Source organism: Zoogloea sp., from assembly GCF_044344315.1.
Lineage (GTDB): Bacteria > Pseudomonadota > Gammaproteobacteria > Burkholderiales > Rhodocyclaceae > Zoogloea.
In genome coordinates this window covers 32,063-50,983 of the sequence record NZ_JBIJDC010000010.1, presented here as the reverse complement: position 1 = coordinate 50,983, position 18,921 = coordinate 32,063, and the positions used below count along the sequence as shown (strand labels likewise).

The window sequence follows — 18,921 nt, the reverse complement described above, 5'->3', positions numbered from 1 at the left end:
TGAAGAGGAATGCAGAATCCTGACGCCCTCGTGCCATCGGCCAAGCACGTGGATGATGGCCCACAGGATGCTTATGGGGCGGCCAGCGTCACTGCGTTCAGGATAGGGGAGGAAGAAGCTGCGTGCTTTGCGCTCTTGTCCTGGGGTCGGGCTCGGGATTTTTGCGTTCTGGGGTTAAGTCTGCGGGCTGTTCAGACGTTAGTGCATTGCTCTCAGCTCCGCTCCGTCAAGGGGCTGAAGCGCCCATTCATTTCCCGTTTCATGTCATCAATCAGTCATCCCGTTTCCGCCCAGGGCCGCCTGCGCCTGTTTCTGCCCATTGCTGCTCTGGTCGTGGCGCTGATCGTGCTTGTCTGGGCCGCTGTCCTGTACAAGGCTCGCGCCGAAGAGGAACTGGTCATTCGGTCCATCAACACATCCAACCTCAACCTGGCCCGTGCTTTCGAAGAGCACACCGTTCGCACGATCAAGAGCGTCGATCAGTCCGTGCTGTTTCTCAAGTTTCAGTACGAGAAAATCGGTAACCAGGTGAATATCACCGAGTATGTCCGTGAGGGCATGATCATCAGCAGCATCTTCAACCAGCTCGGCGTGATCGACGAGCATGGAACCTACATTCTCAGCAACCTGGCCAATCACAAGACCATGGATCTGTCGGACCGGGAGCACTTCCGTGTCCACAAGGAGCGTGACAGTAACGAGTTGTTCATCAGCAAGCCAGTGCTGGGCAGGGCGTCTGGCAAATGGTCGATCCAGATGACCCGGCGAATCAACAAGCCGGACGGCAGCTTTGGCGGCGTGGTGGTCATCTCGGTGGATCCCTTCTATTTCTCCGATTTCTACAGTGGTGTCGATCTGGGTAAGGATGGCGTAGTCAGCCTGGTCGGCCGGGACGGCATCGTGCGGGCGCGGCGTTCGGGCAACAACAAGGTCGTGGGGCAAGATTTATCCCGAAGCCCGCTACTGGAGAATCTGGCCAGAGCCGAAATGGGCAGCTATCGCTACAGCAGTCACGCTGACGGGGTCAGACGCTTTTATGGCTACCGCGCCCTGAAGGAATATCCGCTGCTCGTCGCCGTTGGTGTCAGTGAAGATGCTGCCCTTGCAGAGTATCGTGAGCGTCGCGCCGGCTACACGGCTTACGCCGCCGGGATGACTTTTTTGATGCTGCTTTTCGGGGGGATGGCGATTCACCTGCTGGATCGCCAGTTCCGCATCTCGGCGGCCCTTCGCGACAGTCAGATCAAGGCAGAGGCGGCCAACCGGATGAAATCGGAATTCCTCGCCTCCATGTCCCATGAACTGCGCACGCCGCTCAACGGCATCATGGGTTATGCCGAGTTTCTCAAGGACAACGCGGACGAAACCAATCGGGAGTTCGCCGGCATCATTCTCGACAGCAGCAACCACTTGCTTGAATTGGTCAATTCCATCCTCGACCTGGCCAAGATCGAATCCGGCAAGATGGAGCTGGAACTGCGCTCCGAGGCCCTGCGTCCGATGCTCGAGCGCATTGTGCGCACCCATCGCCCGCCGGCCGAGGAGAAGGGGCTGGCGCTTGATCTGGTGATTGACCCGGCGCTACCGGAGTTCATTACCTGCGACGCCACCCGGGTGGCGCAGATCCTCAACAATCTGGTCAATAACGCGATCAAGTTTACCGACATCGGCGCGGTGACGGTGCGCATCGGGCAGGATGACGGGATGTTGCGCATCGCGGTGGCCGACACGGGCTGCGGCATTGATCCCGACATGCAGCCCCATGTCTTCGAGCGCTTCCGCCAGGTGGATGGGTTTCTGACCCGGCGTCATCAGGGCACCGGTCTGGGCCTGGCCCTGGTCAAGGAGCTGGCTGCTCTCATGGGCGGGGATGTGGTGCTGAACTCCCGTCAGGGCGAGGGGAGCGAGTTCCTGGTCAGCCTGCCTGTCGTGCCTCGCGTCTCTGCCACTCAGGAAGGACTGCATCCATGAAAGTGCTTGTTGTGGATGACCAAAAGGTCAACCGTACGCTGCCCTGCGTGCTGTTGCGGCAAGTTGGTTGTGAGGTGGTCGAGGCCGATTCCGGTGAGGCGGCGCTGATTGCCATGCAGGGGGTGTCGATGGATGCAATCCTCCTCGACATCAGCATGCCGGGTATCAGCGGCACCGAGGTATGCCGGCGTTTGCGCAGTGACCCTGCGTTCGCCGGGCTGTTCATCGTCGCCTACACCGCCCATGCCCTGCCGGAACAGCGGGTTGAAATACTCGCCGCCGGTTTCGACGATGTACTGATCAAGCCGATCAATCGCCAGCGCCTGCTCGAGGCGCTCAGGCTGCCGGTGTGAGCTTGCCGGCCCCGGGGCGGGGCCGGCGCCTGCTTCATCAGTCGCCGCGCAGGCCGTTGGCCTCGGAGCGGCCCGGCGCAGGCTTGCCCTTGCGGGCGCGCTTGCCAATCCAGGCTTCCCAGTCTTTGGGCCCCACCGCCAGCTCCACGGCCTTGCCACCGCGGGTGCTGGCGAGCAGGGTCAGGGTGTGGCGCACCACGCAGGTGGCGGCCAGCGCCTCGCCCTCATCCAGGCCCATGATGATCACGCCCTTGCCGCCGCCTGAAAGCGACTTCATCTGATCGAGGGGGAAGACCAGCAGGCGCCCGGTGGACGACAGGGCGGCCAGGTGCTGCCCTTCGGCCGGATCGAAGAACACCGGCTGGAGCAGGCGTCCGCCCGTGTCCAGGCTGACGAACTGCTTGCCGGCGCGCTTGCTGGCGATCATGTCGCCCAGCCCGCACAGGAAGCCGTAGCCATCGGCGCTTGCCAGCACTACGCGACGCTCGGGCGAACCGGCCAGCACATGGGCAACGCGGCTGCCCGAGGGCAGCTCGATCAGGGACGCCAACGGTACGCCATTGCCGCGCCCGTCGGGCAGGGCCGCGACGGCCACGGTCAGGGCCCTGCCGCCGTCGGTGAGCACCACCAGGCTGTCCACGCTGCGACATTCGAAGGCGCTGCCCAGGCGGTCGCCATCCTTGAAGGCGACGTTGGCCAGGTCTACCCCGTGCCCGCTGCGGCAGCGTACCCAGCCTTTTTCCGACACGATCACGGTGACGGGCTCGTCCACCACGGTCTGGGTGACGCCAGCGCGGACGGCTTCTTCCACCAGGGTGCGGCGGGCATCGCCGTACTTGTCGGCGTCGGCGCGGATCTCCTTGATCACCAGGCGACGCAGCTTGCCCTCGTTGGCCAGCAGGGCTTCCAGCTCGGTCTTCTCGCCGCGCAGTTCGGCCAGTTCGCGCTCGATCTTGATGCCTTCCAGGCGCGCCAGCTGGCGCAGGCGGATCTCGAGGATGTCCTCGGCCTGGCGGTCGGACAGGTCGAAGCGGGCGATCAGGGCCGGCTTGGGCTCGTCCGACTCGCGGATGATGCGGATCACCTCGTCGATGTTCAGGAAGACGATGTGACGGCCTTCCAGGATGTGGATGCGGTCATCCACCTGGCCCAGGCGGTGGGCGGTGCGCCGACGCACGGTGACGACGCGGAAGCGGCCCCACTCGTGGAGGATGTCGGCCAGGTTCTTCTGCCCGGGCCGGCCATCCAGGCCGATCATCACCAGGTTGATGGACGAGGAGCTTTCCAGGCTGGTATGGGCCAGCAGCAGGTTGGCAAACTCGGTGACGTCCTGGTTGCGGCTCTTGGGCTCGAAGACCAGGCGCACCAGCGCATCCTTGCCGGATTCGTCGCGCACCCGGTCGAGCGCGCCGAGCATCACGGCCTTGAGCTGGGCCTGGTCGGCGTCGATGGATTTCTTGCCGGTCTTGGGTTGGGGATTGGTGAGGGTCTCGATCTCGAAGAGCACCTTCTGGGCCGACACGCCGGGCGGGAGCTCATTGACCACCAGCTGCCACTGGCCGCGGGCCAGGTCCTCGATGATCCAGCGCGCCCGCAGCTTGAGGCTGCCGCGGCCGCTCTCGTAGGCCTGGCGGATGTCGGCCGCCGGGGAGATGAGCTGACCGCCACCCGGGAAGTCGGGGCCGGCGATGTGCGTCATCAGGTCGGCCACCGTGGCCTCGGGGTTCTCGATGGCGTGGATGGCGGCGCTGGCGACTTCGCGCAGGTTGTGGGACGGGATCTCGGTGGCCATGCCCACGGCAATGCCGGAGGCGCCATTGAGCAGTACGAAGGGCAGGCGCGCCGGCAGCAACTGGGGCTCTTCGAAGGCGCCGTCGTAGTTGGGGCGGAAATCCACGGTGCCCCGGTCGATCTCCGACAGCAGCAACTCGGCGATGGGGGTGAGGCGGCATTCGGTGTAGCGCATGGCCGCTGCCGAGTCGCCATCCCGGGAGCCGAAGTTGCCCTGACCATCCACAAGCGGGTAACGCAGGGAAAAGTCCTGGGCCACCCGCACCATGGCGTCGTAGACGCTGGAGTCACCGTGAGGGTGGTACTTACCGATCACGTCGCCGACCACGCGGGCCGACTTGACGTGCTTGGAGCCCGGCGACAGGCGCATCTCGTTCATCGAAAACAGGATGCGACGCTGCACCGGCTTCAGGCCGTCCTCGACCTGGGGCAGGGCGCGGGCCTTGACCACGCTCATGGCGTAGGCGAGGTAGGCGCGCTCGGCGTAGAGGTCGAGGGGCAGGGCGTCGTCGCTGCCCAGCAGCGGTGTGGCTGGTGGCGGTGGAGGCGGTTCGGCGTGGTCGGGGGCGGGGGAGTCGAAGAGGTCCGGAGTGTCGTTCATTCTGTGCTGCAGGCCGGCGGAGTTAGCGGAGTTGCGCGCGCCTGTCGTGCGCGGCGAAGTCGGCAAAAATACCACAGGCCGGGGAAATTTCTGCGGGCGATTGGCTGCGGCGACTGCCTGAATCAGGCGGGGTCCGGGTGTGCTCTGGCCCGGGGCGGTTCAATGGGTGCTTTCAGGGCTTCTGGATGCGCCTGGAAGGAAAAGTCCCCAGTGGGCTCGAGCCGACTGGGGACCTGGACAGGGGAATACCCTCGAACTCGCCCCGACGGGGCGACATCTCAAAGCGTGAGGGTGGAAATGGCCTTGAGGCCTTCTGCGATATTGGCACGGGCAGCCGCTTCGACCGCGAGGCGCAGCCTTTTGACGCCGATCAGAGAGTCGCCAGCGCCAGCGCTACCCGATGCGTTGATGGATTTGCGCAGGACCACGGAGCGGTCGGCAATCTTGGTCAGCGACCAGGCGGCTTCCATCTCCACGGTGAATGTCATGCCGAAGAGCGGTTTGGTGAGCCGGGTCACACGGACTGACAGCTCGTAGTCTCCGTTCTTGCCCTGCACGACACTCTTGAACACCTTGTTCTGGGTGACGGCTTGTTCGATGGCGGCCTTGAGGTCGTCGTCAGTGATATTGCTGCTATCCAGTGCGCCCGTGTCGGCGCCTCCCGAGGTCAGCACGCTCACGCTGTAGGGATGGGGCCTGGCTGCGTTGATGTCTGTCGGCACCATTGCTTCGCGGTTTGCAGGGGATGCACATCCCGCAAGCCACAGGCTCGCGAGAAGCACCATGAGAGAGGCCTTGGTCAAGCCGGGACGTGAGTGCAGGGGAGAGCTCATTGGCCTTGTTCCTTGTAGATGTTGTCGATGACTTCGCTGACCATCTCTTGGGGAGACTTGCGGGTCAGGGAGGTGTGGTAGGAATTGCCCGTCGCCAAGGGATAGTCGTCCTTAGGGTCGCGGATCACCACGGTGAGCTCGAGCATGTACATGGTGATGTCCCACATCCACTTTTCAACGTAGGTGACGACTGCATCCACCTTGGTCTGGGGGGCGTCGGAGCCGGTGGTGGCACTGACACCTTTGGTTCGGAGCTTGTTGACGATGAGGACATTGGTGTCGGCATTGTCATCAGCGAACTTCTTGACATGTACGGTCTTGATTTCGGAGAGTCGAGTCGTCGGCTCGACGTGCGCGGTGGCCCGATTGACGGCGCAACCGGAGACGAGGCTTGCCACCATGCCGAGCTGGAGCAAGACGAGTAGGGCTTTTTTCATTGGACACCTGGAAGACTGCATGGCAGGGAGCAGGGTTGGCGAGAAGGGTGTTGAAGCCGGCGCAAAAAAATGAAGTGCTCATTGATCTCGTATCGGCGAGCGTCAATGATAATGCAATTGTCATATTTTAGGCAGATCCAGTGCATTGCCTATGCATTTCGGATCATAACCAGCCGACGACGACCCCTGTCTCAGCGGCAGGCCAGGCGGAATGCGTTGCGGATGCCTTCTTCGTCGAGCTTGCGTCCGATGAGGATCAGGGTGCAGTTGCGGGGCTCACCCGGGCCCCAGGGGCGGCCGTAGTCCGACCCACTCAGACGATGAACGCCCTGAAGCACCACCCGGCGCGCCTCGTTGCGGATGGCGAGCACGCCCTTGTAGCGGAGCAGGGCCGGGCCCTGGCGGATCAGCAGCTCTTCAACGAAGCCGGCCATCAGACGGGAGTCCACCGGGCCGTCATGGATCAGGGCGAGGGACTGGATTTCGTCGTCGTGGCGGACAAAGCTGCGGTGCTCGCCACCCCCCCGACGCAAGCCACTGGGCGCCGCTGCGTCCAGGAAGGCCGGGATCTGTTCCAGCACGTCATCAAGACGGAAGGCGTCGAGGGCAAACAGGGCCTTGAGGGCTGGGCCGTCATCGGGGACGGGCTGGATGAGGGCTCGCAGGTTGATGCGGGTCAGGCGCTGTTCGAGGGCCTTGCGGCTGGTGGCATCCACCTGTTCGCTCTTGCTGATCAGGACCCGGTCGGCAAAACCGATCTGGGCAGCGGCCACCTTGTTGGCAGCCAGCTGGGTGTGGGCATGCACTGCGTCCACCACCGTGACGATCCCATCCAGTTCATAGCGCCCTGCCACCCCTTGATCGACGAAGAAGGCCTGGGCCACCGGCGCCGGATCGGCGAGGCCGGTGGTCTCCACGACCAGGTGGTCGAAGTCGAGTTCGCCGCGGTCCCGGCGGTCGGCCAGATCGGTGAGCGCGTTGCTGAGTTCGCCACGCACGCTGCAGCAGATGCAGCCGTTGGTAAGTTCAACAACCTCCACGGCAGGTGAGCCGGCAATCAGGCCACCGTCGATGCCGACAGCGCCGAACTCGTTCTCGAGCACGGCGACTTTTCTAAGCGGCGTGGTGGCCAGGTAGCGGTTGAGGAGGGTCGTCTTGCCCGCCCCGAGGAAGCCGGTAAGGATGGTGGCGCGGATCGGCGGGCGCGGGATGGTAAGGGGGTTGGCGCTGGACATGAGGCAAACGGGCGTCGAAAAACGGAAAGCGGCCCGCAGTTTGGCATAGAAGCCGGTCAAAGCCCGGCGATGATGGCCATGCCCGGGGGGATTCGAGGTGGTCTCGAAGAACTCGCGCATCCAGTTCGGGGTCGATGAAGCAGTGGTCGCCAGCGAGCGGCGGGCGGGATCGGCAACGACCGTTGGCGGTGTGGCAAAGGCCGTCTGCGAGCCCGTGCCGACGATGTATCCGTAAGGGCTGGCACCGTCCACCGCGCCCATGTAGAAGCCGGATCCATTGACTCCGCCTGCCGACGGGGCAGGGCTGTTCGACATATTGAGTATGGTGCTGCCCGCATGGGCGCTCCAGGTCTTGGCATTCTCGTAGACCGAGCCCATCCAGATCTGGTCGTGGTTGCCAATGATCTGATACCAGGGAATGGCGGGGTCGAGCCCGGCGGCCTCGACGGGCTTCTGGCAATCGATGTGATCGGCGCCGACATGTGCGTCAGATCGGTTCGCTTTACGTGGCTGGCGCTGGATCAGGGTTGGTGGCGTCGGCGCTTCATCCTGGCGCTTACCAGGGAATGCTGTTGCCCAGATGATCGACGAAGTGTGCCCGGCCATTCGGCTGCAGTCGATTGATGACGGTAAGCAGGCGTCGGGCGGATTCTTCGGGCGCCAAACCTTCGTCACCCACAAAAGGCTGGCTCAGCCGGGAGCGCACGGTGCCCGGCTGCAAGGCCGCAATGACGGCCAGCGGTCGACGCCGTGCCGTTTCGATGGCGGCTGTTTGCAGCAGCATGTTGAGGGCGGCCTTGGAGGCGCGATAGCCATACCAGCCACCCTTGTGGTTGTCTTCGATGCTGCCGACGCGGGCCGACATCTTGGCCCAGATCACGCGCTCTCCGGTGGCGAGAAGCGGAAGCAGGTGCTTCATCGCGAGCAGGGGGCCCAGTGCATTGACTTCCATGGCCTGCAACAGGTTGTCGATGTTCAGCTCATCAAGACGCTTTTCGGGCCCCCGGCCGTCGAGGGTGAGTGCGCCCGTGGCATCAATGAGCAGATGCAAGGGGGCGTGTTCACGCAGATGTGCCGCACAGCGCGCCAGGCTGGATTCGTCTTCGAGCACCAGGGAGGGCTGGGTGCTGCGTGAAAGGCCAATCGCCCGGGCGCAGCGCGGGTCGGCCTGGAGGTGTTGCAGGCAGGCCCTGCCCAGAGCGCCGCTGGCGCCCAGCACGACAGCGGTGTAGCCATCGTGCAGGCTGCTCATGGAAAGTGGTTTGTCGCTCATGGCCGGATGGTAGCAGCCGAAAGCACAAGCCCGCTGGCGCGATGGCGTACGGTCAGTCAGGGCCTTTTACACCTTGCCGCCGTGGCCTTTCTCGGGATCAGACGTCGGCATCCACCGAGTCGCCCTTTTCCTCCATCCAGGCCCGGCGACCGGAGGCTTCGCCCTTGCCCATGAGCAGGGTGAACATCTTGAGTGTGTCGTCGAAGGCTTCGGCGCGCACGTGCACCGGCAGCACCCGGCGGGTGGCCGGGTCCATGGTGGTTTCGCGCAGCTGGTCGGGGTTCATCTCGCCCAGGCCCTTGAAGCGCCCGACCTCGATGTGCTCGGGCTTGACCCCTTCGTGGGTCAGGCGGTCGCGCAGGGCGCCGAGCTCCTGGTCGTCGAGGGCGTACAGCCGGCGCGGCGGGCGCTTCTTGCCCTGGGCGGGCACGTCGATGCGGTAAAGGGGCGGCTGGGCGACGTAGATGTGCCCCTTCTCGATGAGCTTGGGGAAGTGGCGGAAGAACAGGGTCAGCAGCAGGGTCTGGATGTGGGAGCCGTCCACGTCCGCGTCCGACATGATGATGACCTTGCCGTAGCGCAGCTCGGCCAAATCGGGCGAGGAGTCGGGGGTGTGGGCGTCCACGCCCAGCGCCACCGCGATATCGTGGATTTCGGCGTTGGCGAAGAGGCGCTCCCGGTCCACTTCCCAGGCGTTCTGGACCTTGCCGCGCAGGGGCAGGATGGCCTGGGTGTCCTTGTCCCGGGCCATCTTGGCGCTGCCGCCGGCGGAGTCGCCCTCGACCAGGAAGAGCTCGTTGCGTTCGATGTCCTCGGACTCGCAGTCGGAGAGCTTGCCCGGCAGCACGGCCACGCCAGAGGATTTGCGCTTTTCCACCTTCTGGGCGGCGCGGGCGCGGGCCTGGGCGGCCTTGATGGCCAGCTCGGCGAGCTTCTTGCCATAATCCACGTGTTCGTTGAGCCACAGCTCGAAGGGGTCGCGGATCATGCGCGATACCAGCTGCACGGCGTCGCGGCTGTTCAGGCGCTCCTTGGTCTGGCCCTGGAAGCTGGGGTCGAGAACCCGGGCGGAGAGCAGGAAGGAGGCGCGTCCGAAGGCGTCGTCGGCGGTCAGCTTGACGCCCTTGGGGAGCAGGGCGTGATGGTCGATGAAGGCCTTGATGGCGGTGAAGATGCCGTCCCGCAGGCCAGCTTCGTGGGTACCGCCGGCCGGGGTGGGGATGAGGTTGACGTAGGACTCGCGCACCGGGGCGCCTTCGGCCGTCCAGGCCACTGCCCAGGAAGCGCCCTCGCCGGAGGCGAAGGTCTCGTCGCCCTTGGGGGCGTATTTCTCGCCAGCGAAGAGCGGAATCAGCGGCTCGTCGTTGAGGGCTTCGGAGAGGTAGCCACGCATGCCCTGCTCGAACAGCCACGTCCGGGTGTCGCCGCCTTCAATGGCCAGGCTCACTTCCAGCCCGGGCATCAGCACGGCCTTGGAGCGCAGCAGGCGCTCCAGCTCGCCGCGGGGCAGGTCGGCGGCGTCGAAGTATTTGGCGTTGGGCCAGGCGCGCACGGTGGTGCCGCTGGCCTTCTTCGGCGTGTCGCCGATGCGTGCCAGGGGCTCGATCACGTCGCCGCCGGAGAACACCAGGCGGTGACGGCCGCCGTCGCGCACCACTTCCACCTCCAGGCGGTGGGACAGGGCGTTGGTGACGGACACGCCGACCCCGTGCAGGCCACCGGAGAAGCGGTAGGCCGAGTCGTCGTCGGTCTTGTTGAACTTGCCGCCAGCGTGCAGGCGGGTGAATACCACCTCGACGGTGGACACGCCTTCCACCGGGTGGATCTCGACGGGAATGCCGCGACCGTCGTCGGAGACGCTGACCGAGCCGTCCAGGTGCAGGGTCACGCCGATCTTCTTGCAGAAGCCGGCCATGGCCTCGTCGGCGGCGTTGTCGATGACTTCCTGGATGATGTGGAGCGGATGTTCGGTGCGGGTGTACATCCCCGGTCGCTGCTTGACCGGCTCGAGGCCCTTCAGCACGGTGATGGAGTCGGCGTTGTAGGTCTTCTGGGTCATGCTGGAAATAAAGACAGGTGGGGTTCCGGAGCGCTGCGAACTATACCGTGCCGCCCGGCGCAGGGCGAGGGGTTAAGGAGCGCGGCCAGGTTGGCATCTGTGCCTGCATCAGCGGCCGAGGCTGCTGCGTCCGGCGTTGTCGGCAGTCTGGCGGGCGATACGCTGCAGCAGGGCGTCGGCGGCCCGAGTGCCGGGAGAGTCTCCCGCGGCCGTGCGCCAGGCCAGATGTACCACGCCGGCTTCGCCCGGCAAGGTGTAGATGGCCATGGACAGGGGGCACTGGGCTACGTTGACCGGGTTCTCGCGGGCCAGCTGCCAGGCAATGCGGGCGCTGCAAAAATGCATCACCTCGGCTTCGGCGTACACCGGCACGGGCTGCTCGAGGGCGGCACCGGTGCGCGCCAGCATGTCGCCAAAGCGGCTCGGTGGCGAGGGTACCAGCCCTTCGGTCTCGATGGCATCCACCAGGGCTTCGCGGGCATCGGCGTAGCGGCTGGGGCTGATGGCCAGGTGGACGAGGGCGTCAGCCAGGGCCGGGCGGGGGAGCGAGGCCAGGGCGATGGTGAAGAGTAGTGCACGTTGCATGGGCGAGACCGCAAACATGAATGTGATGGGGGTGAAAAAAGTGGCCACAGGAGGGGCTGACGATAGCACTCCCCGAACTTTGAAGATGAACTCGCTCCTTTTCAAAACATCGGGGCCGTGCCGGCGCTCCCTGTGGGGGCGAGTTCGTTCGACCTCCGCGCGTTGCATCCGGGCCTGCCCTGGCCATCGAAACGCAGTCAAAAAAATGGCGCCCCGAAGGGCGCCAGAAGGAGGGAGAAACACAACAGGGACCAGCGTCGCCCGAGGGCGAAAATGCTTTGAAACGGTTTAGAAGAACAGGATGGCGCCGGCGGACAGGGTGCGGTTCTTGGTCTCGCTGTCGTCCACGGTGCTGGTGATCTTCTCTTGGTTCAGTTCGCCGACCAGGGTCACGAACTTGTTCAGGCTGTGATAGACGCCCAGGGTGTAGGCCTTGTTCTTGCGCTCGTTGCCGGCACCCAGCACGCCGTCGTTGTCCTTATTCTGGCCGAAGTTGATGCCGAACTTGGTCTTGTTAAGCTGGTAGGTGCCTTGCAGGAAGTAGCCCTTGGAGTCGGTCTTGTTGCCGAGGCCATCACTGCCGCCGTAGAACTGGGCGCCCACGGTGGACAGGCCCAGGCCCTTGCCGGAGAAGGCGTAGGCGACCGCACCGAAGTTGCCTGCGCTGGCTTTGGCACCGATTTCATAACCGGTGGCGGTGAAGCTCTTGTCCGGGTTGGCACCAACGCCATTGCAGGTGGAGCCCTTGGAGCAACTGGTGCTCTGGGTGATCAGGCCGCCCCAGACCTTGCCGGGCATGTTGCCGGTCCAGTCGTAATCGACCTTGGCCTGAAAGCCGGGGGTCTTGGTCTGGTCGCCAGCAAAGGAGCTGGGCTGGAAGATGCCGCCAGCGGCTTGCAGGCCGTTGTAGTTCGGGGTGGTGTAGGTGATCTGGGCCTGGAAGCCGGTGTACATGTAACCGTGGCCGATCATGCCGAAGGTGGTGTTGAAGGGGATGCCGGCGTTGGAGGTGCCACCGACGCCCAGCAGGGTCATGTCCGACAGGATGATGTTCTGACCGAACAGACCGATGTCACGACCGAACTTCAGGGTGCCCCAGTCGTTGTTGCCGAACTGGAAATACACGTTACGCACGTCCACCTGGCTGAAGGGGCTGTTTTTGCCACCGGTGGCGCCGGCGCCCGGGTCGGAGGGCAGGCCGATGACGCTGGAGGAGTCATTGATGCCAGGGGCGAAGCTGAAGTGGGCCTTGATGTCCTGACCAGCTTGCTTGGTGGTCATCACGAAGTTGATCCAGCCCGGCAGCAGGCCGTTGGTGAGAGCGCTGTTCTGGGTCTTGGTTTCGGGGCCGCCGGCAATCGAGGTCTTCGACTCGCGGTTAACGTAGAAACCATTGATCGTGCCATTGATGTCGATGGTCACGTCATTCTGGGTGAAGCTCACTGCTTGCGCGCTGCCGGCAGCGGCAGCCAGGCAGGCGAGGGCGACGGATTGGGCCAGAAGGGTCTTCTTCATAACGATTGTCTCCGGAATTTTGTCGTTGATATCACCACCGAAGCGCGGGCTATCCAGCGCCGCTACTTCGTTCCTCCCTTGGTCGCATTTCCCTTGAAACACGCCGTTACGGAGCATGATTCCTTCAGCGAGCCCTGTGCCAGTCTGTGTGTCAGAGCCTCAAAATATCCATAATATTTTTTTAAGATATTATTTATTAATGGATTAATTTTCCTCATGAACAGGGCGTCCGCGTCAGGATGGCCTGTTCGGGGGTGTTCATTAACTGAGCAGTTTGCTGTGACGTTACGGAAGGTGTGGTGCAATCCGTGACAGGGTCTGGAGCATGCTGTGACGCAACATCGCACTGCGTCGCCCCTTTGTGCCGGCAAGCTTGCGGCCGATTAGGATTTGGTGGCCGGGCTGGTAAACTCCGGGCCCAGAATCCACACGCCGGGGCTGTCAGTGCCCCCACTTCCATGGACTTTCGTTCCAAGCTGGCTGCCGCCTGGCAGCGCCATGATTCCCTGCTTTGCGTTGGGCTTGATCCCGATCTGTCGCGTTTGCCCGCGCATCTGAAGGGGCGCTCCGATGCGGTGCTGGCCTTCTGCAAGGGCATTGTCGATGCCACCGCCGATCTGGCCTGCGCCTTCAAACCGCAGATCGCCTACTTTGCGGCGGCCAGAGCCGAGGATCAGTTGCAGGACCTGATTGCCTACATCCATGAACACCATCCGGCTGTGCCGGTGGTGCTGGACTCCAAGCGTGGCGACATTGGTGCCACGGCCCAGCAGTACGCCCGGGAAGCTTTCGAGCGCTACGCCGCCGATGCGCTGACGGTCAATCCCTATATGGGTTTCGACTCGGTGGAGCCCTACCTCGAGTTCTCCGATCGGGGGCTGATCGTGTTGTGTCGCACGTCCAACCCCGGCGGCTCCGACCTGCAGAACCTCACGGTGGAAGGGGGCCGCAAGCTCTACCAGCACGTGGCCGAGCTGGTGGCCGGCAAATGGAATGTGCATGGCCAGAACGCCCTGGTGGTCGGTGCCACCTTTCCCGAGGAACTCGCTGATGTGCGCGCCATCGTCGGCGATCTGCCCCTGTTGGTACCAGGGATCGGCGCCCAGGGCGGCGATGTTGAGGCCACCGTGAAGGCCGGTCGCACGGCGTCTGGGGCCGGGTTGATGATCTCCTCGTCCCGCGCCATTTTGTACGCCGGCGCTGGCGAGGATTTCGCTGCAAAGGCCCGCGCTGTGGCGCAGGCGACCCGGGATGAGGTCAATCTGTACCGCTCCCCGGCGGTCTGACAGCGACCGGGCAGCGCAGAAAGGCAGGCATGCTGCGCTGCCGCAGCGTAGGATGGAGGCCTTGTCGCAGATGGCGCACGTGCGTCCACACTGCGACGGTCATTTTTTTCGCCGGATGACCCGCAATTTCGCGGCAAGGCAATGTTTCCAGGGACGCCCATGGTCAGACTGAAGTTCTCGGTCGAACTTAATTACACTGTTGCAGCACCGGGCTGCGACTTCATCCTCAACATCCATGCGGCCCATACGCGTCACCAGCGTGTGGTCACCGAGATGATGGAGATCGGGCAGTTTCTGCTGCCCCAGGTCCATACGGATGCCTCCACCGGCAATCGCTACATGCGCCTCAAGGCCGAAGCAGGCACCCTTCGCCTGCGCTACAGCGCCACCGTCGAACTGCAGCACCACGTCGCTGCGCCCGAGAGCATCCCCGAAGTGCCCGTGTCGCGCCTGCCGGCCGATGTGCTGACTTACCTCTATCCCAGCCGCTATTGCCAGTCGGATCGCCTCTACGAAGTGGCCAATCGCGAATTTGGTACCTTGCCGCCGGGCTACGAGCGTGTGCGGCGCATCTGCGCCTGGGTGGCAAAGCACGTGGAGTTCAAGTCCAACACCACCAACGCCAGCACCTCCGCCCTCGATACGCTGAACGAGCGGGTGGGTGTGTGCCGCGACTTTGCTCACCTCATGATCGCCCTGTGTCGGGCCCTCAACATTCCGGCGCGCTTCGTGGCGGGGATCGACTATGGCGCCGATCCGGCCCTTGGTCCGAGTGATTTCCACGCCTATGTCGAGGTCTTCCTGGGAGACCGCTGGTATCTGTTCGATCCCTCGGCCACCGCCATTCCCATGGGCCTGATGCGTTTTGGCAGCGGCCGGGATGCCGCCGATGTGTCCTTCGCCACCATTTTCGGGGCGGTTCGTGCCGAGCCGCCCAAGATCATCATCGAGGCCATCGCCGACCCCATGGCGGGTATCGAGATTCCTCGCCATCGCCCGGAAGCCCTGTCCACCGATGATGGCTCCGCCGTGTTGATCGGCACCCGCCTTGCCCCCCTTTGCTGACCCGCCCCCAGCGTCTTCGCCTTCATTTCATCAGGAGATTCCCATGAGTACTATCGAAGAAATCGCTGCCCGCCACGGTTTCAGTGCCGACGCCGGTCGTTCCGCGTATGCCGCACTTCAATCCGGCGGTTTCAGCCAGGCCCAGTTCAACCACCCGGAGTTCGGTGGCATGGGGCAATGGATGAGTGGCGGCATGATGATGATCGGCGACATGTTCAACGAGAGCCTCAAGTGGCGCGTCGGCGCGCTGCTTACCGACCTTTCCCAGCACCGGGAGCCCCAGCCGGCCACGCCGCAGGGTAACAACTGGGGCTTTGCCCAGTCGTCCAACTGGTGGCCCTCCGAGCTCGGCTCGCCGGCCAGCTCCGGCAGCCAGAACGATATGGCCTACGCCTGGTTTCCGAACGCCGGCAAGCTGCTGGTCAAGCTTTCCGGTGACGTGTTCTCCTTCGATACCGGCAACCTGTCCATCTACGGTGTGCAGCAACAACAGGGCGGTGGCATCGGCTCAGTGGTGCTGAACACGTCCAACGGTCCGATGGGCCTGCTCGGGCTTAATCGCGCCTGAGCGCCTGCGGCAGCGCGCTCAGGCTGCCCGCGTGGCGGCGATGCTGGTTCAGTCCGGCGTCGCCGCCACGTTGCATTTGGAGGGCAGGGCGCTCTTGAACCGGCGCTTTCAGCCGTGTCGCTGCCAGCTCAGGCAGCGGTTGTTGGCCGGCATGGCCCGGTCTTCCAGCAGACGGAAGCCCTGCTCGCGAGCGAGGGCATCGACGGCCTCGAAATCCCGGATGCCGCACTTCGGATCTTCCGCCCTCAGGGCTGCATCGAACTCGGCGTTGCTGGGGCTGGTGGGCTGTCCGCCATAGTGGAAGGGCCCATAGATGCTCAGGCGTGCATCGGCAGTCAGGATGCCGGGGAGCTTGGCGAAGAAGGTCTGTACTTCGTCCCAGCCCATGATGTGCAGGGTATTGGAGCTGAACACTGCGTCAAAGCCTGTTGCCGACCATGGGCCGACCACGTCGAGAACAAGGGTCGGTGGCGTGTTGGGCAGGCGTGCCTCGGCCAGCCACTGGCGGATGCCGGGCAGGTAGGCGGGCCGATCACTGGTCTGCCAGATCAGGTGGGGCAGGGCGGCGGCAAAGTGGATGGCATGCTGACCGGTCCCGGAGCCGATCTCGAGCACCTGGCGCCGGTCGGCGAAGTGGATGCGCAGGGCCTCCAGGATCGCGTCCTTGTTGCGATCACAGGCCGGGGAATAGGGTTTGTCGAAGATCTGCATCATTGTGTCGTGTGCTCCATGGGGTCGCCGAGTTGTTCGGCAAGGCAGTCGGCGAAGGCCTGTCGGGCGGGTTGGTGGCTGCGGGCCCGATGCCAGATCATCACCGTGGTTGAGAAGGCCAGATCGGGTGGTACGGGGTGCACGCGCAGGGTAGCCCTGCCCGGGTCGGCCTCGTTCAGGTGGGCGCCGATGACCGTCCTCGGCACCAGACTGACGCCCATGCCGGCGGCGACACAGCCGAGAATCGCTTCGAAGGTGCCGAACTCGCTGCTGCGGGCAATCGGAATGCCGTCCCGGCGCAGCCAGTCGAAGAGGCGTTGCCGGTAGCTGCAGCCCTCCCGGAAGGTGAAAAGTTCTACCGGCCCGCGCCGGGCCAGATCCGCCGCGTTGTCAATCGTCGCCCAGTCGGCGGCGCTGATCAGTACCACTTCCTCCACCACCACCGGCTGGCTTTCCAGTTCCGGATGGACAACCGGGCCGGACACCAGTGCAGCATCCAACTGATGGGCCAGCACCTCCTGCACCAAGCTGGCGGTGGGGGCTGTGTGGAGACGCAGTTCCACCCGCGGGTGAGCCCGCCGGAAAGCAGCGATGACGCTTGGCAGCCGGGCCGCGGCGGTGGTTTCCATCGAGCCGAGGCGCAGCAGACCCTCGGGCAGGTCGGCCCGGCGTACCGCGTCGCGGGCCTCGTCGGCGAGGCTCAGCAGCCGCTCTGCGTAGCCAACCAGCAGGGTGCCGGCGGGGGTGATCACCAGGCGCCGGTTGATCCGGTCGAACAGGGGGGTGCCCAGGTCTTCCTCGAGCAGGCGTAGGCGGGTGGTGACATTCGACTGAACCGTGTGGAGACGTTCGGCAGCACGGGTGACACTGCCTTCCTCAACGATGGTGCGGAACATGCGCAGGTCGGAGAGATCCATGGTCATCTCTTTTTGAGATTGAAACCATTCTATTAAATCATTTTTATTGCTGATTTGCCCTTGTTAGGCTGTGTCCATCGATCAACAGGGCTCGGCATCATGCGTCTTCTCTCCCCGTCGTTTTCCGGTGTGCAGCGATCCCCGGGCCCGCTGCCGATTGCTGTGGCCGGGTTGCTGGCTCTCCTGCTGGCCATGGGAATCGGTCGCTTTGGCTTCACGGCGCTGCTGCCCCAGATGCGCGATGAAGGACTGCTGGACGTGGCCAGTGGCGGGTTGCTGGCGGCCTCGAACTACCTGGGCTATCTGGCCGGTGCCTTGTGGGCCGCCTTCAGTCGCCGGGCTGATGCCGCGCACCGCCTACTGGCAGGCTTGCTGGTGAGCGTGGTGACGACCCTGGCAATGGGGCTGGAGCTGGGCTTTCTGTGGTGGTGCGGTGTGCGCTTCCTGTCGGGCGTGGCGAGTGCGGCGGTCTATGTGTACGCCACCGGTATCGTGCTGCGCAGCCTGGCGGCGTGCCAGGCCGCCGGCTGGAGCGGTTTGCATTACATGGGCGTGGGCGGCGGCATCGTGCTGTCAGCCTTGCTGGCCCGTCACATGATGGTGGCCGGCAGTGCCCTGGAGGGCTGGCGTTGGCTGGGTCTGCTGGCTGCGTTGGGGGCGGTGGCGGTCGCTGTCGTGCTGCTGCCCCTCGCTCGGTCAGCGCCTGCGTTGGGCGAACCGGCCGTGCCGGCCGAAAGCGCCGGGCCACCCATGGGCTGGCTGGCGGCTGCGTATGGACTGGCCGGCTTCGGTTACATCGTCAATGCGACCTTCCTGCCCTTGATGCTGCGCGCTCAGGATGGCACGGCCAGCGCCGCCCTGGACGGCTGGCTGGTGGTGGGCGTGGCGGCCTTGCCGGCAACGCTGTTCTGGGTGCGCCTGTCCTTTCGCTGGGGTGTGTATCCGGCCCTCATCAGCGCCACCCTGATCCAGGCCGTGGGGGTTGCCTTGCCGGTGCTGGTGAGTGGCGTAACAGCAGCGATGGCCGGGGCAGCCTTGCTGGGGGCAACTTTCATGGGTATCGCCGGCCTGTCCCAGTGGCTGGCCCGGGTGCCCGACCCCCGGGTAACGGCGCGCCGCATTGGCCTGATCACCGCGTGCTACGGCGTTGGCCAGGTGGCCGGGCCCCTGCTGGTGGCGCTGCGCGGGCCTGCCGGAGGCTTTGCGCTGCCGGTGCTGGCGGCCTCGGCAGCCCTGTTGTGTAGTGCGCTTTTGCTGGAGGTTTCCCGTCGTCGGGAGCACCTTGGCTGATTCTTTTTTCGGAGGAGATGAGCATGCCTTACCTGAACCTGTCCTACGCCGCACCTGAAGCCCTGGCGGTGGCCGAAGTGGCCGCCACCCTGACTGGACTGACGGTGGATCTGCTGGGCAAGAAGGAATCGCTGACTGTGGTCCACATCACCCGGACGCCTGCCGACCACTGGTTCGTCGGAGGCCAGGCCCTGGCACCCGGGCAGTCCGGTGCCGTTCTGGAGATCCGCATTACCGACGGAACCAACACCAAGGCGCAGAAGGCCGCCTTTATCCGAGCGGCTTTTGCAGTGCTGGCGGCGCAACTGGCGGGGCTGCACCCGGCGAGCTATGTCGCCATCCACGAGCCCCGTGCCGATGCTTGGGGCTACTCGGGCGAGACCCAGGAGTATCGCTACATCCGCGGGCTGTCGCTGTAGGCTTGGCGTCGG

Annotated in this window: 17 protein-coding genes; 7 read left to right on the top strand and 10 right to left on the bottom strand. The window is 64.5% G+C overall.

Going from position 1 to position 18,921, the window contains the following annotated elements:
* Positions 1–261 precede the first annotated feature (261 nt).
* Positions 262–1,971: an ATP-binding protein gene (locus ACIQ09_RS03835; RefSeq protein WP_398306377.1), complete on the top strand. Its 1,710-nt coding sequence runs from the start codon at positions 262–264 to the stop codon at positions 1,969–1,971.
* Positions 1,968–2,324 carry a response regulator gene (locus ACIQ09_RS03830; RefSeq protein WP_398306374.1) on the top strand — a complete coding sequence of 119 codons (357 nt, stop codon included), beginning with the start codon at positions 1,968–1,970 and terminating at the stop codon, positions 2,322–2,324. Before ACIQ09_RS03835 ends, ACIQ09_RS03830 begins: the two co-directional genes overlap by 4 nt.
* 37 nt (positions 2,325–2,361) lie before the next feature.
* Here ACIQ09_RS03830 and parC read toward each other — a convergent pair whose 3' ends face one another.
* The 8 genes from parC to ACIQ09_RS03790 form a co-directional block, all read right to left on the bottom strand.
* Positions 2,362–4,716: a DNA topoisomerase IV subunit A gene (gene parC, locus ACIQ09_RS03825; RefSeq protein ID WP_398306371.1), complete on the bottom strand. Its 2,355-nt coding sequence runs from the start codon at positions 4,714–4,716 to the stop codon at positions 2,362–2,364.
* A 278-nt stretch (positions 4,717–4,994) separates the two neighbouring features.
* A complete protein-coding gene (locus ACIQ09_RS03820; RefSeq protein ID WP_398306368.1) occupies positions 4,995–5,549 on the bottom strand; it encodes a hypothetical protein in 555 nt (184 codons plus the stop codon).
* Positions 5,546–5,986 carry a hypothetical protein gene (locus ACIQ09_RS03815; RefSeq protein ID WP_398306365.1) on the bottom strand — a complete coding sequence of 147 codons (441 nt, stop codon included), beginning with the start codon at positions 5,984–5,986 and terminating at the stop codon, positions 5,546–5,548. The genes ACIQ09_RS03820 and ACIQ09_RS03815 overlap by 4 nt, the downstream gene beginning before the upstream one ends.
* Positions 5,987–6,177: 191 nt before the next feature.
* Positions 6,178–7,827 carry a GTP-binding protein gene (locus ACIQ09_RS03810; RefSeq protein ID WP_398306362.1) on the bottom strand — a complete coding sequence of 550 codons (1,650 nt, stop codon included), beginning with the start codon at positions 7,825–7,827 and terminating at the stop codon, positions 6,178–6,180.
* Positions 7,778–8,494 carry an SDR family NAD(P)-dependent oxidoreductase gene (locus tag ACIQ09_RS03805; RefSeq protein ID WP_398306359.1) on the bottom strand — a complete coding sequence of 239 codons (717 nt, stop codon included), beginning with the start codon at positions 8,492–8,494 and terminating at the stop codon, positions 7,778–7,780. Before ACIQ09_RS03805 ends, ACIQ09_RS03810 begins: the two co-directional genes overlap by 50 nt.
* A 97-nt stretch (positions 8,495–8,591) precedes the next feature.
* On the bottom strand, positions 8,592–10,553 hold the full coding sequence (parE, locus tag ACIQ09_RS03800) for a DNA topoisomerase IV subunit B (RefSeq protein WP_398306356.1): 1,962 nt from the start codon (positions 10,551–10,553) through the stop codon (positions 8,592–8,594).
* 108 nt (positions 10,554–10,661) lie between these two features.
* Positions 10,662–11,138, bottom strand: coding sequence for a DUF302 domain-containing protein (locus ACIQ09_RS03795; protein WP_398306354.1), 477 nt, complete (start codon positions 11,136–11,138; stop codon positions 10,662–10,664).
* Positions 11,139–11,426: 288 nt separating this feature from the next.
* A complete protein-coding gene (locus ACIQ09_RS03790) occupies positions 11,427–12,653 on the bottom strand; it encodes a porin (protein WP_398306352.1) in 1,227 nt (408 codons plus the stop codon).
* 458 nt (positions 12,654–13,111) lie between these two features.
* On the opposite strand from ACIQ09_RS03790, the gene pyrF reads away from it, so the two are divergent.
* From pyrF to ACIQ09_RS03775, 3 genes are all read left to right on the top strand, one after another.
* Complete coding sequence (gene pyrF / locus ACIQ09_RS03785; protein WP_398306350.1) at positions 13,112–13,939, top strand: orotidine-5'-phosphate decarboxylase; 828 nt, start codon at positions 13,112–13,114, stop codon at positions 13,937–13,939.
* A 159-nt stretch (positions 13,940–14,098) separates the two neighbouring features.
* Entirely contained in the window at positions 14,099–15,004 is a 906-nt protein-coding gene (locus ACIQ09_RS03780; RefSeq protein WP_398306347.1) for a transglutaminase family protein, read from the top strand.
* A gap of 43 nt (positions 15,005–15,047) precedes the next feature.
* Positions 15,048–15,572: a hypothetical protein gene (locus tag ACIQ09_RS03775; RefSeq protein WP_398306344.1), complete on the top strand. Its 525-nt coding sequence runs from the start codon at positions 15,048–15,050 to the stop codon at positions 15,570–15,572.
* Positions 15,573–15,680: 108 nt separating this feature from the next.
* On the opposite strand, the gene ACIQ09_RS03770 is transcribed toward ACIQ09_RS03775, so the two are convergent.
* Both ACIQ09_RS03770 and ACIQ09_RS03765 read right to left on the bottom strand, forming a co-directional pair.
* Positions 15,681–16,286 (bottom strand): DUF938 domain-containing protein, encoded by a 606-nt coding sequence (locus ACIQ09_RS03770; RefSeq protein ID WP_398306341.1) that lies wholly within the window; start codon positions 16,284–16,286, stop codon positions 15,681–15,683.
* The gene (locus ACIQ09_RS03765) at positions 16,283–17,200 is read right to left on the bottom strand and encodes a LysR substrate-binding domain-containing protein (protein ID WP_398306338.1); all 918 of its coding nucleotides are present in this window, start codon (positions 17,198–17,200) and stop codon (positions 16,283–16,285) included. Before ACIQ09_RS03765 ends, ACIQ09_RS03770 begins: the two co-directional genes overlap by 4 nt.
* A gap of 99 nt (positions 17,201–17,299) precedes the next feature.
* On the opposite strand from ACIQ09_RS03765, the gene ACIQ09_RS03760 reads away from it, so the two are divergent.
* Positions 17,300–18,490: a YbfB/YjiJ family MFS transporter gene (locus ACIQ09_RS03760; RefSeq protein ID WP_398306335.1), complete on the top strand. Its 1,191-nt coding sequence runs from the start codon at positions 17,300–17,302 to the stop codon at positions 18,488–18,490.
* A 23-nt stretch (positions 18,491–18,513) separates the two neighbouring features.
* Entirely contained in the window at positions 18,514–18,909 is a 396-nt protein-coding gene (locus tag ACIQ09_RS03755; RefSeq protein ID WP_398306332.1) for a 4-oxalocrotonate tautomerase family protein, read from the top strand.
* The last annotated feature ends 12 nt before the right edge of the window (positions 18,910–18,921 follow it).